The 15,665-nt window shown below is 26.4% G+C and carries 15 protein-coding genes and 1 pseudogene; 1 reads left to right on the plus strand and 15 read right to left on the minus strand.

Features of this window, described 5'->3' with window-relative positions; genetic code table 4:
• Positions 1–155: 155 nt before the first annotated feature.
• From MSROBK_RS11895 to MSROBK_RS09515, 3 genes and pseudogenes are all read right to left on the minus strand, one after another.
• The gene (locus tag MSROBK_RS11895) at positions 156–872 is read right to left on the minus strand and encodes an MFS transporter (protein ID WP_227991249.1); all 717 of its coding nucleotides are present in this window, start codon (positions 870–872) and stop codon (positions 156–158) included.
• Positions 873–880: 8 nt separating this feature from the next.
• Positions 881–1,312 (minus strand): ribose 5-phosphate isomerase B, encoded by a 432-nt coding sequence (rpiB, locus tag MSROBK_RS09510; RefSeq protein WP_040094269.1) that lies wholly within the window; start codon positions 1,310–1,312, stop codon positions 881–883.
• 348 nt (positions 1,313–1,660) lie between these two features.
• Positions 1,661–2,496: pseudogene (locus MSROBK_RS09515) on the minus strand (IS5 family transposase).
• 382 nt (positions 2,497–2,878) lie between these two features.
• On the opposite strand from MSROBK_RS09515, the gene rpsT reads away from it, so the two are divergent.
• A complete protein-coding gene (gene rpsT / locus MSROBK_RS09525; protein ID WP_040094274.1) occupies positions 2,879–3,130 on the plus strand; it encodes a 30S ribosomal protein S20 in 252 nt (83 codons plus the stop codon).
• Between the two features lie 77 nt (positions 3,131–3,207).
• Here the strand turns inward: rpsT and MSROBK_RS09530 are convergent, their stop codons facing one another.
• The 12 genes from MSROBK_RS09530 to MSROBK_RS09580 all read right to left on the minus strand — a co-directional run bounded on the left by MSROBK_RS09530 (position 3,208) and on the right by MSROBK_RS09580 (position 15,650).
• Positions 3,208–4,695, minus strand: coding sequence for a hypothetical protein (locus MSROBK_RS09530; protein WP_040094276.1), 1,488 nt, complete (start codon positions 4,693–4,695; stop codon positions 3,208–3,210).
• Positions 4,696–4,724: 29 nt separating this feature from the next.
• Positions 4,725–5,690, minus strand: a complete 966-nt coding sequence (gene holA, locus MSROBK_RS09535) for a DNA polymerase III subunit delta (protein WP_040094278.1) — start codon at positions 5,688–5,690, stop codon at positions 4,725–4,727.
• A gap of 79 nt (positions 5,691–5,769) precedes the next feature.
• Complete coding sequence (locus tag MSROBK_RS09540) at positions 5,770–6,525, minus strand: ComEC/Rec2 family competence protein (RefSeq protein WP_105629020.1); 756 nt, start codon at positions 6,523–6,525, stop codon at positions 5,770–5,772.
• 203 nt (positions 6,526–6,728) lie between these two features.
• Positions 6,729–7,127 carry a transposase gene (locus tag MSROBK_RS14240; RefSeq protein ID WP_416375030.1) on the minus strand — a complete coding sequence of 133 codons (399 nt, stop codon included), beginning with the start codon at positions 7,125–7,127 and terminating at the stop codon, positions 6,729–6,731.
• The gene (locus tag MSROBK_RS14245; protein ID WP_040092446.1) at positions 7,112–7,564 is read right to left on the minus strand and encodes an IS5 family transposase; all 453 of its coding nucleotides are present in this window, start codon (positions 7,562–7,564) and stop codon (positions 7,112–7,114) included. Before MSROBK_RS14245 ends, MSROBK_RS14240 begins: the two co-directional genes overlap by 16 nt.
• 66 nt (positions 7,565–7,630) lie before the next feature.
• Positions 7,631–8,479 carry a ComEC/Rec2 family competence protein gene (locus MSROBK_RS11900; RefSeq protein WP_052443552.1) on the minus strand — a complete coding sequence of 283 codons (849 nt, stop codon included), beginning with the start codon at positions 8,477–8,479 and terminating at the stop codon, positions 7,631–7,633.
• A 422-nt stretch (positions 8,480–8,901) separates the two neighbouring features.
• Positions 8,902–9,240 carry a hypothetical protein gene (locus MSROBK_RS11905; protein WP_227991251.1) on the minus strand — a complete coding sequence of 113 codons (339 nt, stop codon included), beginning with the start codon at positions 9,238–9,240 and terminating at the stop codon, positions 8,902–8,904.
• Positions 9,241–9,529: 289 nt separating this feature from the next.
• Positions 9,530–12,040: an ABC transporter permease subunit gene (locus MSROBK_RS09560; RefSeq protein ID WP_227991253.1), complete on the minus strand. Its 2,511-nt coding sequence runs from the start codon at positions 12,038–12,040 to the stop codon at positions 9,530–9,532.
• A gap of 85 nt (positions 12,041–12,125) precedes the next feature.
• The gene (potB, locus tag MSROBK_RS09565; RefSeq protein ID WP_040094284.1) at positions 12,126–13,094 is read right to left on the minus strand and encodes a spermidine/putrescine ABC transporter permease; all 969 of its coding nucleotides are present in this window, start codon (positions 13,092–13,094) and stop codon (positions 12,126–12,128) included.
• A 12-nt stretch (positions 13,095–13,106) separates the two neighbouring features.
• Positions 13,107–14,159, minus strand: a complete 1,053-nt coding sequence (potA, locus tag MSROBK_RS09570; protein ID WP_040094286.1) for a spermidine/putrescine ABC transporter ATP-binding protein — start codon at positions 14,157–14,159, stop codon at positions 13,107–13,109.
• A 20-nt stretch (positions 14,160–14,179) separates the two neighbouring features.
• Positions 14,180–14,713: a helix-turn-helix domain-containing protein gene (locus MSROBK_RS09575; protein ID WP_040094289.1), complete on the minus strand. Its 534-nt coding sequence runs from the start codon at positions 14,711–14,713 to the stop codon at positions 14,180–14,182.
• Between the two features lie 115 nt (positions 14,714–14,828).
• The gene (locus MSROBK_RS09580) at positions 14,829–15,650 is read right to left on the minus strand and encodes a Cof-type HAD-IIB family hydrolase (RefSeq protein WP_040094290.1); all 822 of its coding nucleotides are present in this window, start codon (positions 15,648–15,650) and stop codon (positions 14,829–14,831) included.
• Positions 15,651–15,665: the final 15 nt, after the last annotated feature.

Below are 15,665 nucleotides of genomic sequence, written 5' to 3' on the forward strand. Positions count from 1 at the left end.
TCTTGCACAGAATGAAGATATTGTTTGACAATTATTTTGTTATGGTACTTAACCCAAGCTTCTTGAGCTAATAATAAGTTTAAAAAATCACCTTGACTTAGTTCTCTTAATATTGCGACAAAAAATAACAAAACAAAAATAATAACAACTTTTCATTATGAAAACGGCGGAAGTTGTTTTAATACTGGTGGCTGAAATTCACCAATATTACTCTTAATTTCTGGCAAATAAAAACAAAAGATCATCGCAAATATTAACAAACCAAAAATAGTTCCAAAAATAACATAATGTAATGTTAAAGGATTTTGATTAAAATTTTTTACAAACATTAAAAAATTTGCTCCTGCCATATTAGCTAAAAATACAACTGGTAAGTTTAAAGCAATTGTTAAAAACGGATTAGTTTGATATAAATAAACTTCATTAAAACTTAAATATCATATTGAATTGGTTGAAACACCAAATCCAAACGCAATGGTACAAATAATCATTGCCCCTCAATTATGTGGCAAAATTAAAACTAATAAAATTCCAAAAAGCATTAACCCATATGAAATCCACAATCACAGTTTCCGGCTACGAACCAAAGCAGTAATTCATGCTCCTGGAATAAAAAAGATGGCAGCATAAAACGAAGTACTAACGGCAAATAAAATTGCAATTGAAGTAATGTTTTTTGCAAAATCAAAAATAATAAAATTATAGTTTAAAGTTAATGTACATGATAATGCTAATCAAAAACAAAAATGCTGAACAATAAAAACTCATTGCCAAAAAGATTTTGCTCCTTTTTTAACCAAACCAATAACATAAGCAATCATTACTAATATTGTTAAAAAAGGATACAAAATTAAACTATCTCAATTATTCATAACAATAATTACAGTTTATTAAGTTTATCAATACGCAACGCATGACGTCCCGCATCAAAACTAGTATTTAAAAATGTTTCAACAATTCAAATTGCATTTTGAATAGCAATAACACGGGCCCCTAATGCCAAAACATTTGCATTATTGTGTTCACGTGCTAATTTAGCTAAATTTGTTTCATTGCACAACGCTGCTCTTACTCCTTTTACTTTGTTGGCTGCAATTGAAATTCCAATTCCCGTTCCACAAATGACAATGCCAAGACTATCTTTTTCTTGCATCACTTTTTCACCAACTTCTTGACCCAAGTCTGGATAATCCACTGCCGCATCACTATTTGTCCCTAAATTAATAACTTGATGTTTTTGATCTGTTAAATATTTAACAATTGCGTTTTTCATCTCAACACCAGTATGATCGTTCCCTATAATCACTTTCATAGTTTCTTTTCTCCTTTGCCTATATTTTAACTATAACACATCTTCCTCATGAAAACACTTAGACCCTAATTTTGGGTAATTACATCAAGTAATTTTTTTGGACTTATTTGTGTTACGGTCACAATTAAACGCTGTTGTTTTTCAACAACAACATATAAATTACCCTCTAAATCATCTAATTTAATAGACTTCTTGCATTACTTGTTAAAAAATTGCAAATATTTGTAAAAAAGATACTAATAGAAAAATATAATTTTAATTAATTATGTTTTTTATTTAAAAATTTAATATTTTTCCACAACGAAAAATTAATTTATTATTTAAATTATTTAATTTTAAATAAATATTTTATGTTAAATATAATAATTGTAAATTATAAATTGAGGCAATTAAATTAAATCTTAAACCAAATCTTTTTCTTCGATTACGATATTTTTCTGTAATAATTTTAAATTTTTTAAGAATAGCAAAAATATTTTCAATAATAATTCTCATTTTTGAAACTAGTATATTATATTGCTTTTGTTCTTTGTTTAAAGGGTTTTTCTTTGTTTTCTTTGTAGGTATTAGAACATTATTGTGATTTTTTTGTATTCCTTGATAACCACTATCAACTATTAATTTGGTATTTTTTAAAATTGGGATTTTTGATTCTTTAAATAAAGCATAATCATGTTTTTTTCCGAGCGAAAAACTTGTTGCAATAATTTTTTTGGTTTCTTGTTCGATAATTACTTGTGTTTTGATCGTGTGTTTTTTCTTTTTACCAGAATAAGATTGTTTTTGTCTTTTTTTGGGCGTTGGATTGGAGTTTCGGTAGCATCAATAATAATAGTTTTATCATTAAAATAATCATTTATTAGTGCTTTTTTACCAGCAAGTTGTTGAAAATCAGAGTTTTTAATTAAAATATCTTCAATTCACTTAATATTACGATAACAATTAGCCTCACTAATATCAAAACTTTTACCAAGATGAAAATAAGTCTGATATTCTCGTCAATATAATAAAGTCATCAATAATCTATTTTCTAATGATAATTTATTAGTTTTACCACCTTTTTTAAATTTTTCTATTTCAGCAACTTTTAAAATATCTAACATTTTATTAAAAGTGGATTTTTTTATTCCTGTTAATCTTAACCATTCTCTATCATTAAGAGTATTAAATTTATTATTGTTCATATTTTTATGTCCTCATAAATTATATTTTATAATAATATTTTAATAAAAAAGGGTATCGCAAGAAGTCTAATATATAAATTACTCCTTGTTTCAATCCGATCAGAAGAGTTGTCAATCATTTTAATAATTTTATCTTTAATGATTCAATCATTTTCATTCTTAAAAAGTGGAATTCGTTCCCGAATCCGTTGTAAACCATGAAAAGAAAATCCTAACTTATGTTGATAATAATAACCCGTGCCCGTAGCTCCTATTACCTTTATTATACATATAATCAAGAAAAAAGTTATAAATTATCGAGAAAAAGTACTACTTTTCTTTACACCTTTTTATCTATTTGCTATAATTCCTTTGTGTCTTAAAAAATGAAAGGAGACCTAACATGGCTAATATTAAATCACAAATTAAAAGAGTTGCAACAAATGCAAAAGCTAATTTAGCAAATAAATCTTTTAAATCTTCAATAAAAACTGCAATTAAAAAAGCAGAATTTGCAATCAATGCAAATGATGCAAATGCAACAGAACTAGTTAGCACAGCAATTAGTTTAGTGGATAAAGCAGTTACTAAAGGAATTTATTATGCTAATAAAGCTGCTCGTGTTAAAAGTAAATTAATGCTTAAAGCAAATTAATTACGCATCCTTTTTCAAAATAGACAACAGTATTAAAATAAAAAGTTTTCATAATTAATTTATGAAAACTTTTTATTTTAATTATCTTTCTTACGATCTGAGTCATCTTTTTCAAAAACATTGTCATCTTTAAATTCATCATCAAACAGCGTTGGGTCCATTTCGTATTTTTGACCACTCATCATTGCTGTCACTGCTTTTTGATATTCTGTATTAGCACGAATCAATTTATTGCGATCTACTTTAGGTGCTAAAACAGCTAAAATAACAACCATAATTCCAGCAATTAGACCAATAATCATTGAAATAATTGTAAAAATTCGTAAAACTTGATAAGTTGTATTATTATATAATTCATTTATTAAACTTTTAATTGTTTCAGCCAAATCAGAATCTGGCAATAATAACCCACCAGTAATGTCTAATCCGGGGTCGTTTTTAATAATTACTCCATTGTTAGGAACTGAGCTTTTATTAAAATATTTCTCAACCATATTTGGTAGTAAAACTTGAATTAATGATAACGCAGAATATAATAAAATCACAATTGACAACACAACTGGTCAAAAACGAACAACATAGTTATCTCGTTTAAAACGTTTTTTCCCTAATAACTCATAGCTCAAGAAAATTCCCGGTAAGATTGATAGAATCCCAGAAAATGTTTGTAAACCAGCGGACAACATTAATGAGAAGTTATACTGCGAACCAAAAGCAAATGCTTCTTTACTAAAATTATTATTCCCATTATGTAAGGCAGAATCTGCTCCTCCACCAACAATAATCGATAATTTTGTTTCCGGAATTGTATAAACAATTACTTTTGTATCTAAGCGGATATTTAAATAAGAAGTTAAAAATCATAGAATTACTAATAAAACCGACGCCAGAATTACAATACCAGCAACAATTTTTTTCAAAAGCGGCATATATTTTGGTTTTGAAGTATAAAAGTAAAAACGAGGATCCAATCGCGGTGGAACTGGCATATTAGCAATTTGTTGCATCATCTGCGACATATCAAAATTATTTGGATCAGGAAAGTTAGGTCCCATCCCGCCCACAGCAGCACCCGCACCAGCAATTGTTGGTCCTGTTTGGTCCCGTAATTCATCTAATTCTTTTTCGTTAGTTTTAATTTTTAATTTATCTTGTGCATTTTCAACTGCTTTTTTATCAGTAAAATCAGCTGTTGCATCAATTAATTCATTTGTAATCACATTTTCTCTCGTAATATAACTTTTTTCAACTTCAAAATTTTGAACAATATATTGTACAAATTCAACATATTCTTCATCTAACGAGTTAAAAGTAGCCCCATCAACTTTTTCAATTGTTTCTGATTCATTGGTAATATCGGCTAAGACTTGTGCAAATGAAAGAGTAAACTTATTATCATTTAAATTTGCATTAAATTCTTTTTCTAATGTCAATATGTTACAAATTTGCTGAATTACTAATTTTTTAAACTCTGGATTAACGATTACTTGTGCCTTTATATTGTCATCATTAAATGTATTGTATAATGTATAAACTATATGAGAATATAATTTATTTTCTTTCATTTGTTTCCCTCGTCTTTCTTTGCTATAGTTTAATTTATATCAAATAATTTAATTAAATACAAATCACTACTAATTTCTTTCCTTATTATACCCTTTTTTATATTATAATCAATTCAAAATAATTCCTTAATAATATTATTTGCTTTTTTGATACTAAAATTATGCATATGTTCAGCAATTTTTTTAACCCGAAAAGGATGAATTTGTAGAATTTCAGCAATTTGGGATGGTGTTTTCTTTAAAGCAGATAATACAATAATATCTCTTGTAAAAATAACACTATTAGTAATTAAAGCTAACAAAGCAATACTACTTAATCCCCGTTCTTGCAAATAATGATAATTAATTAGAAAATTATTTAAATCATTTTTTAATAGGTCATCAACCAATTTAAAAATATCCGTATCCAAATATTTTGTCATATTATTTTCAATTAAATCATCGGTTATCACTTTATCAATTAAAAGTAATTTTTTTAGTTCATTTTTAATAATATATAAATTATTTGGTAAATATTCAACAATTTTATTAATTAAATTTTGCTTAATTGTTCCATTATTTTTAACAATATAATTATCAATAAATTTTGTTAATTCATTGTATGATAAATTAGTTGCTTTTAAAACACTAGTTAATTCCAACATTTTTTTTGTTATTTTTAAACGATTACTAATATTATTTACTGGGCAAATAAAAATAATGAAAGTACTTGGATTGGGAGTTAACAAATATTCCATTAAATGGGTTAAATATTCTTTATTATCAACTTTTGTTTTAATTTTTTCTTCGGTAATAAAGTAACTATCATTAATAATGATAATTCTTTTTTCAGAAAATAATGGTATCGTATTAGCATCATTTAAAATTGTTAAAAGAGAATCTTCTAAATAACTATACTCTTGCAAATCATATTCATTATCTGGATTAATTTTCTTTAGAATTTTATTTTTTTGCATTTTAATTAAAAAAGCATCTTCCCCATATATTAAAAACATCTTTTAAAACTCCTTTAAACTGTGCTAAAAACTATGTTAAAGTAATCTTATCATAAAAGCAAATAATTAAAATGTTAACTTAAAATAATTTGAGAACTGTTTTTTTATCAATAATATGAAACTGAAGATTTCTTTTACCACCAGTAAAATAAATTTGGCAATTAACAGCTTGCAAATTTTGTAAAACTGTTGCAGCAGGATACTTTTGTTGTTTTGTTTTTTCACCAGAAATAAAACAAAACATTGGTTTTATTCTTTGCAAAAAAAGTAGATTAGAACTTGTCACCGAGCCATGATGAGCAACTTGCAATAAAGTAGCTGTTGTCAAATCTTGTTCTAATAAATTAAGTTCAATTTTTTGAGTAATATCTCCTGTTAATAAAATTTTAGTATTATTAATTTCAACTAAAACAACTAAACTATTATTATTTTCATCAGAGTCATTAATCCACCGATGTAAAACCGTAAATTTCATTCCTCCAAATCTAATCCTTGTTAACTTAGTATTATTATAAATAATTTGTTTAACTAAAAAATAATTTTGCACTCCTAATAAATTATTATAATGATCATCATGTTGATGTGAAATAAAAACAGCATCAACTCAATTAACTCCTGCTCATCGTAAATAATTACTTACTAATTGTTTTGACCGACCCCTATCCACACCAGCATCATACAGAACAGTTCTTAAAGTTCGGTTATCTTGAAAAACAATTGTTTGACCATTACCAACATTTAGCATTGTCATAGAATAATTAGCATTAAACAAAGTATTTTGAAAACTACTACAAAGTAAAAAAGTATTAACCCAAAAGCAAGGATCTTTTTTCATAATCCAATACTATTAATAACACTTAATAAAATAAGATAATAGACTTCTTGCATTACTTGTTAAAAAATTGCAAATATTTGTAAAAAAGATACTAATAGAAAAATATAATTTTAATTAATTATGTTTTTTATTTAAAAATTTAATATTTTTCCACAACGAAAAATTAATTTATTATTTAAATTATTTAATTTTAAATAAATATTTTATGTTAAATATAATAATTGTAAATTATAAATTGAGGCAATTAAATTAAATCTTAAACCAAATCTTTTTCTTAGATTACGATATTTTTCTGTAATAATTTTAAATTTTTTAAGAATAGCAAAAATATTTTCAATAATAATTCTCATTTTTGAAACTAGTCTATTATATTGCTTTTGTTCTTTGTTTAAAGGGTTTTTCTTTGTTTTCTTTGTAGGTATTAGAACATTATTGTGATTTTTTTGTATTCCTTGATAACCACTATCAACTATTAATTTGGTATTTTTTAAAATTGGGATTTTTGATTCTTTAAATAAAGCATAATCATGTTTTTTTCCGAGCGAAAAACTTGTTGCAATAATTTTTTTGGTTTCTTGTTCGATAATTACTTGTGTTTTGATCGTGTGTTTTTTCTTTTTACCAGAATAAGATTGTTTTTGTCTTTTTTTGGGCGTTGGATTGGAGTTTCGGTAGCATCAATAATAATAGTTTTATCATTAAAATAATCATTTATTAGTGCTTTTTTACCAGCAAGTTGTTGAAAATCAGAGTTTTTAATTAAAATATCTTCAATTCACTTAATATTACGATAACAATTAGCCTCACTAATATCAAAACTTTTACCAAGATGAAAATAAGTCTGATATTCTCGTCAATATAATAAAGTCATCAATAATCTATTTTCTAATGATAATTTATTAGTTTTACCACCTTTTTTAAATTTTTCTATTTCAGCAACTTTTAAAATATCTAACATTTTATTAAAAGTGGATTTTTTTATTCCTGTTAATCTTAACCATTCTCTATCATTAAGAGTATTAAATTTATTATTGTTCATATTTTTATGTCCTCATAAATTATATTTTATAATAATATTTTAATAAAAAAGGGTATCGCAAGAAGTCTAATATAAAACAATATAACCAATATTAACAGCACCAATATTTCATACTAAATTAATTTTTGTACAAAGAATAACATAGTTCCTTAATAACAAATAAAAATATTGGTAAACAAAATAACAAGGTGGTAAGCAAATAATTAGAAATGAAAGGAAATAAATTAACACTAAAATTGGTGTTAATAACAAATTAAACAACATACTAGAAAAATTTAAATGATAATTAAAATACATTGTCCAACCAAGTAATACAACAAAAATCATAAAATTATAATAAAATAATTTTTGATAAAAAGTAAAGTGCTTTGTCCTTGTTTGAAAAGTAAAAATAAATAATGTTACTGTAAAACTATACCAGAAACTACTTGATAAAAAACTATACGGAAAAAATAATAATACTAAGAAAACATTTAATCCTCATATTTTGTGCAACGATAATTTTTTTTGTAAAAAATGAGTGTTAAACAATGAAAGGGTTAATAAAATAACAGCTTTAACGCTTGCAAAAGAGTAGTTTAAAAGATATAAATAAAAAAGTAAGAAACCATAAATGAAATAATAATAAATTTTTTTTCGAAAAATTTGCTGAAATAATTTATCTAAAAAACAAAATAAAATATTAATATGATATCCCGAAACAATTAATAAATGAATGACCCCTATTTTGACAAAATCGTTATACAAATTAAGTGTTGTTTTTGCTTTCTGACCAAACAAAATAAAATAAATTGTATCCTTTGTTAAATCATCATAATTATTAAAGAAATTTGTTATTTTGGCAAGAATACTAGTTCCTGTTTTAACTTCTATTATTTTTGTTAAGTTAAATTGATAAAAAAATATTGTTCGCATTTAATCAAGAGTGGCGATTTAATTCATAAATATTAGATGATGAGATAATTGCCGAATAATATCCTTGTAAACGAACTTGATTATGCACCTCAAAATTAAGCGTTGTTTTCAAAAAATATTGTTTTCAACCAATTTGCAAATAATAATAACCTACCCCCTTCTTTTGAATCTGCCCAGTAACAATTTGATTGTGATAAAAATTTGGTTGCTTTAAATAATAAGATAAAATTGCTGACACAATAATCGCTAAAATTAATATTCATAAATGAATTCTTCGTTGTTGTCAAATTAAAACAAAACCTAAAATAAAAATAACTAAAATAGCATAATAACTATTTATCAAAAGTAAATAATTAAAAAGAATTATTCCTCCAAGTAAAATAAAATCTGCTTTTTTAAAAAAACAATACATCTGTTTTAGATTAAAAAACACAAAACAACCTAATAATATTAAAATATTTTAAATAACTACCACTTAAATATTGTTGTAATTTAGTAATGATAATCTTAGAAGAATTTACTTTATCTTGCAAAATTTTGATAACTTTTGATTGCAGAAAATTTGGAATTAAAACTTGTTTTAAAAGTTGTTTTGTTAATAATTGCCGTGGATATCATTTAATATATTGTGCTGTTGGAATTAGTCCAATTGTTGATATTTGCTGATATTTTTTTTGCAAAATATTTTTATGAATTGGAGCAAAAACATTAAAATCAAACTGATAATTTAATAAAATTGTTTCAATTGTTCAACCAACCATTTCCGCAGAAATTCAAACAGGAGTTGGAATTACTTTTGGTTGTGCTAATGGTAAATTATATTTATTTGTAAAAATTATTTTGTAATCATATTTTCGGAGGTCTTTTTATACAAAATTATTAACATTTATTCGTCAAAAAAATAAAAAATAAATTAAAGTAACTAAAATACCAAATAATATTGTAAAAATAAAATATCCCTTCTTTTTAACAAAAACCACCCGCTTTCAACTTATGATATAATCATTGTCTTTTCATTTTCCTTGCAAGAAAAAAAGAGATGATACATCTCTAATTCTTCCCAGCAATTAAAATATTATATTTATCTAAAAGATAAGTATCTAAGTCAGTCAACATAAATGGACCGTCGGAAATTTGTGGTTTAGCAATATACTGTTGAAGCGTCTCATCAAATCTTGCCGCCGGTACATAATCACGACGATAGTTAACCATTGTTCCTGATTCGGGATCATGAACATTACTATAATAGTTGTAATTATTTTCATAATCCATAACTTGTTGATAAGGTGAAGTATAATTTGCTTCTTCTGTTAGTGCTGTTGCATTTTGAACAACATAATTCATAAACTTATAAGTTAAATCTTTGTGTTTAGCATCTTTTGCTAATACCATATTATCACTTCAAATATTAGTTCCTTCAGTTGTTTGTGATGTTCACTGGGTTGTTGCACGGGGACGAGTAATAATTAATTTTGTACCGCTGGCTTCTTTTCTACTATTTGCAAATAATGTGTCAGCATAAATCGCATCACCATTATACATAAATGCAAAATCAAAGTTTCCATCACCAACAGCATTAAGTAATTCATCATTCATCAAAGCAACATTATTGTTTTTTAATAATGTTGTTAATTGATTATAATCAACATCAACTTGGCTTTGTGTTTTTGGAATTAGTCTAAAATAATTTTTTTCATTTGCTAGCATAAATAAATTTCGTGGATCATTATTTACTAAAACTCGTTTTTTAGCTGCTGCTTGCCAAAGAATATCTCATGAAATACCATTTGAATAAATATTATTGTGAGTTACTTCATTAATAGCAATTTGATCACGATTTGTTGCAGGATCTCATTGTTCACGTTTATAACCAAATTTTCCTTTTGCTGGTGCTGGTAGGTTAGTATTTGCTTTAGCAAAAATATCTTGTAAAAAATCTAAGTTACTTTTTGTTGGATTAATAACTAATGAAACTTCTCCTCAAAAGTATGGTAAACTATAATTTACAATTGTTTTAACATCAGCATTAGGTTGCCCTGCCAACTTATCAGTCCCTTTAATTTTATTTTCATTTAAGATATTTAACAAACCATTATTTAATGATGCCGCATATGTTTTATCAAAACACTTTGATTGTGTTGGGTCAATAGTTGAAACAACACAGTTTTGATAAAAATCTGGATTAATTTCTTTTACTGCAGTAATATCAATATTTAAATCATTAAAATACTGATTACCAATTGTTCATTTACCTGAATTATTTTCATTATATGTTGGATTAGGTTTAATAATATTAAAACTTTTATCAACATCATTTAGTTTTTGATAATCAATTTCTTCTAAGCGCCCTTCTTGGGCTAATTTATTGACCATATAATCACTTGGAACCATAACATCATAATGCGTTGTATATAATTTATTGTACAATGTTTCATTGCTATCATAAACACTATATTTAACTTTAACATTATATTTTTTCTCAAAATTACTAATTAAATCAGAAGTAATATAACCACCTCAATTGGCAACGGCCAAATCATAAATGTTATTACTAATATAAACCCCCGTTAATAATCCAACGGAACCAACTGAAATGACTGCTAATAATAATGGTTTTCAACTCCGTAAAAATCAACGAAATTTTTTTCGTGACATTTTGTTAATGTTCTCTTTAGTTTCTTGGCGTTCAATAAAAGTTTGTTTTTTATTTTTAATTCATACTAAGGTTTTTTCATATTTTTTTTCTAATTTAATAATTTTTCAACGTAAACGTTCTTTTTGGTTTTCACTTTGGAATTTTTTAGTATTAAGTTGATGATAAAGCAATGCTAATTTCATTTCATAACGCATAATGTCTTTATCTTTATATGTTCCTTTTAACATTTCGCGGCGTAAACGATTGTAATTAATTTTATAAATATTTCAGCCATTTCAACCAATAATAACAAAAGCAATAATTGCAATACAAATTGTTCCAAATGCATTAATGAATGGTTTGATTCGTTTCATTGTGTAAATAAATGTTGCAACGTTAACATCATCACCCCCGGTGAAATATGAAATAATGAAATCATCGAAACTCATTGCAAAAGCAATTGCAGCAGCAGCGATAATTGCTGGTTTTAAAATTGGTAAAATAATTTTACGTAAGGTTTGTGATGGTTTTGCTCCTAAATCTAATGATGCTTCAAGTAATTTTGGATCAACTTTTCGTAACCTTGGTAAAACAGTAATAATTACATAAGGTACATCAAACGAAATATGGGCCAGTACTAAGGTAAGCATTCCAAAGTTAGCTCCCAGGGCAATAAATAACATCATTAACGAAACCGCCGTAATAATATCGGCATTAATTAACGGAATATTAGTAATTGATAATGTCATTTTTTGTGTAATCTTACGGGCACGACTTAAACCAATCGCTGCTAATGTTCCAATTATAACCGAAATAACTGTTGCAATAAGGGCGGTAAAAACAGAAACAATAATACTTTGTAGAAATGGTTGTTCATTAGCAAGTTGTTTATATCAACGATCAGAAAAGTCATTAAAGATACTCATACTCTCCCCACTGTTAAATGAGAACAAAATTAGAATCATAATTGGAACATAAATAAACAACATGATTAATGCCATGTAAGATGATTTAAGAAATCTTTTCATTACGACGCCCCTTTCTTGTTTCAAAATATCTTGATAATAAGTTTGATAATACAATAATCAGAAAGACAATAATTGCTAAAATAACTGAGATTGCTGCTCCAATTCCAAAGTTTTCGCCTTTAAAGAAATATGATTCAATTACATCAACAATTAAATTAATGCGACCATTCCCCATAAACTTAACAATAATTAAAGAAGTTGCTGCTTGAACTAACAATAAAGTTCCTCCAGCAATAATTCCTGGAATTGATTGACGAAAAACAACTTTTCAAAATGTTTTAAAACCATTTGCACCCAAATCTTTTGAAGCTTCAATTAATGATTTATCAATTTTATCTAAACTATTATAAATTGGTAAAATCACAAATGGTAAAAAAGCATATACCATCCCAATTACAACTGAAATTGTGGTCCCCAATAATCCTGGCGCAATAATATTAAATAAGGTTTGTAATCCAATAATTTTTAATAACATATTAATTCAAATCGGTAAAGTTACAAGAATTCAAATATTTTTTGATAATAGTTTTGACTTACAAAAGGCCATTACATAAGCAACTGGATATGCAATTACAATTGCAATTAAAGCCGCAATAAATGAATAACCTAGTGCTAAGAGCAATGCAATTACAAATTTTCGTTCTGATAAAAAAGTTACAAAATTTTTAAAATTAATTTCAAAAACTAAACTATTTCCGGTTGGTTGAATAAATGAATATAATAAAATAATTAGTAACGGAACAACAATTAATAAAATCATAATAATAATGTATGGTCATAAAATTGGATTTAACCCTCGTTTAAATCATTTACTTTGTTTTGCCTGATAAGAAATGTTGAGATATTTTGTTCGACATCAAGCAGCAAAATGTTGTCTACGTGATTTAGCACGACTAGTTTGTTTTTTAAATCAAGTTTTAACTTTCCCTGGTGGTTTTTCTTTGTTTGCCATTATACCCTCCTCTTAATCATCAATCTCTTTTCACATAACATGAATATCTTCAACATGTCATGAAATATCAACTGTGTCATGTTCTTCAACTTTATCAGTTGAATGAATTAAGTATTTGCGATCTTTACATTTAACAATAATTTCTCAATGAACACCTTTAAAATTAACACTAGTTACTACACCGGTAAAAAATCCTTTTCCGACTGGAACAATATCAATATCTTCGGGGCGAATCATAATATCAATTTGATCCTCTTTTTCACCAAAACCACGATCAAAACATTCAAATTTCTTTCCATCAAATTGAACACAATTATCTTTTAAGAAAATAGCATTTGAAATAATATTTGAATCACCAATAAATTGTGCGGTTCAAATATTTTCTGGTTCATTATAAATTTCAGTTGGGGTTCCAACTTGCTGGATTGCACCATCATTCATTACAATAATTCGATCAGACATTGTTAGTGCTTCTTCTTGGTCGTGCGTTACTAAAATAAACGTAATACCAATCTCCCCTTGTAAAGCTTTTAGTTCAGCTTGCATTTTTTTCCGTAATTTTACATCTAACGCCGCCATTGGTTCATCTAATAATAAAACCTTTGGTTTATTAATTAAGGCACGCGCTAAAGCTACGCGCTGACGTTGCCCCCCTGATAATAATTCAACTGACTTATCTTCAAAACCTTCTAGTCCGACTAAAAAAAGAAATTTTTTAACTTCTGCTTCCAAAACATCATATTTAATTCGTTTAATTTTCAAACCATAAGCAATGTTATCAAAAACAGTTAGATGGGGAAATAAAGCATAGTTTTGAAAAACAGTATTAACCTCTCGTTTATGAACCGGAATTTTAAGATAATCTTTTCCTAAAAATAATAATTCACCACTATTTGGTTGCTCAAAACCAGCAATAATTCTTAATGTTGTTGTTTTTCCACATCCAGATGGACCTAATAATGTAACAAATTCTCCTTCTTTAATGTTTAAGTTAATCCCTTTTAAAACAACTTTCCCATCATATTGTTTTGAAATGTTACGTAACTCTAAAATATTTTTTTCCAATTTTTTTCCTTTCTAACAACTTAAAATGTTGGTGGCGTTGATATTCATAATACTTCAACGATGTCAGCTGTTTCATTTTTTAAATAATGTTGATTGTTCCCATATAAATAAAAACTATCTTTTGCTTGTGCTTTTTGTGCTTTTGGTCCAGAATAAACCATTACTGTCCCCTTTAAAACATATCCAAAAATTTCACCTTCAAATGGTAAAATCCGTTCGGATTCACAATGTGGTTTAATCTGAATTAAAATTGGTTCTAATTCGTTTGCTTGTGCATTCGGAACTAATCACTCAATGCGATAATTATCTTGTTTAACTTCATAATGATCATCTGCTTGATAAACAAACTTTTTATTTTTTTCTTGTTTAAAAAAATCTGCTAAGTTGGTGCCTAACACTTCTAAAATATTTTGAAGTGTTACAATACTAGGCGAAGAAATATCTCGTTCAAGTTGACTAATAAAACCTTTTGTTAATTCACAGCGATTAGCTAATTCTTCAATTGTTAAATTGCTTTTTTGACGTAACAACTTAATCTTCTCACCCAGTAACATATGCACCCCTCCTTTTTGTAATTGTGTTTAGTTATACTAAACTTTTTGTTTTAAAATTACAACCACATTAATTATAGGGAAAACAAAAAAAATATCAATACTTTTTTGATATTTTTTACTTTTTAAAATACTTATCAATTGCTTTAGCAACTCCAGAACGACGATAATGGGCTGTTGTATCATCAGAAATACCCTTGATATCATCTGTTGCATTTCCCATTGCAATTCCAACACCTGCTCATTTTAACATTGCATAATCATTTGAACCATCACCCATGGCAATAACTTCCGCAGGCTGAATATTATATATCTTTGTCAAATACTCTAAAGCATCTTTTTTATCACTATTTTTTGGACTAATTTCTAAATTTAAACTCTGATTTGTTAAATATGATGAATCAAAAACATTAAACTCGTATTTCACTAAAATTTTTGCTTTAAATTTTAAAACAGCTTCCTTTTTACCACTAACAACAAACTTATATGCTTGGTCGTGCAAAGTATTACTATTTTTAACTAAAATTCTTTTTCGTTTTGTATGAATACTCATTCATTTCACCATAAAACCATGGTTAGTATTAACATAGGCTAAATGATCATTAGCAACAGAATAAGCTCATAATTGAATACGATATTCATTAGCAATATTAAAAACAGTAATTAATTCTTCATTTGTAAAAGCATTTTGTTGAATAATCTTTTCCTTAGCAAAATCATAAATAATTCCACCATTAAAACCAATCACTGGAATTTGTTTTTCAATAATTCCTAATTTTTTTGTCACTTTTCGAATTGCTCCAATACTACGCCCAGTGGCAATAATTACTTTAATATCATTTGCTAACGCTCATTTAATTGCAGCAATGTTTTGTTTTGAAATTTGATTTCGATGAGCTGTTGTTCCATCCAAATCAAGCGCAATTAACTTATATTCCATTAGTTCTTTCTCCTT

The sequence above is a fragment of the Spiroplasma poulsonii genome, from assembly GCF_009866525.1.
Classification (GTDB): domain Bacteria; phylum Bacillota_I; class Bacilli_A; order Mycoplasmatales; family Mycoplasmataceae; genus Spiroplasma; species Spiroplasma poulsonii.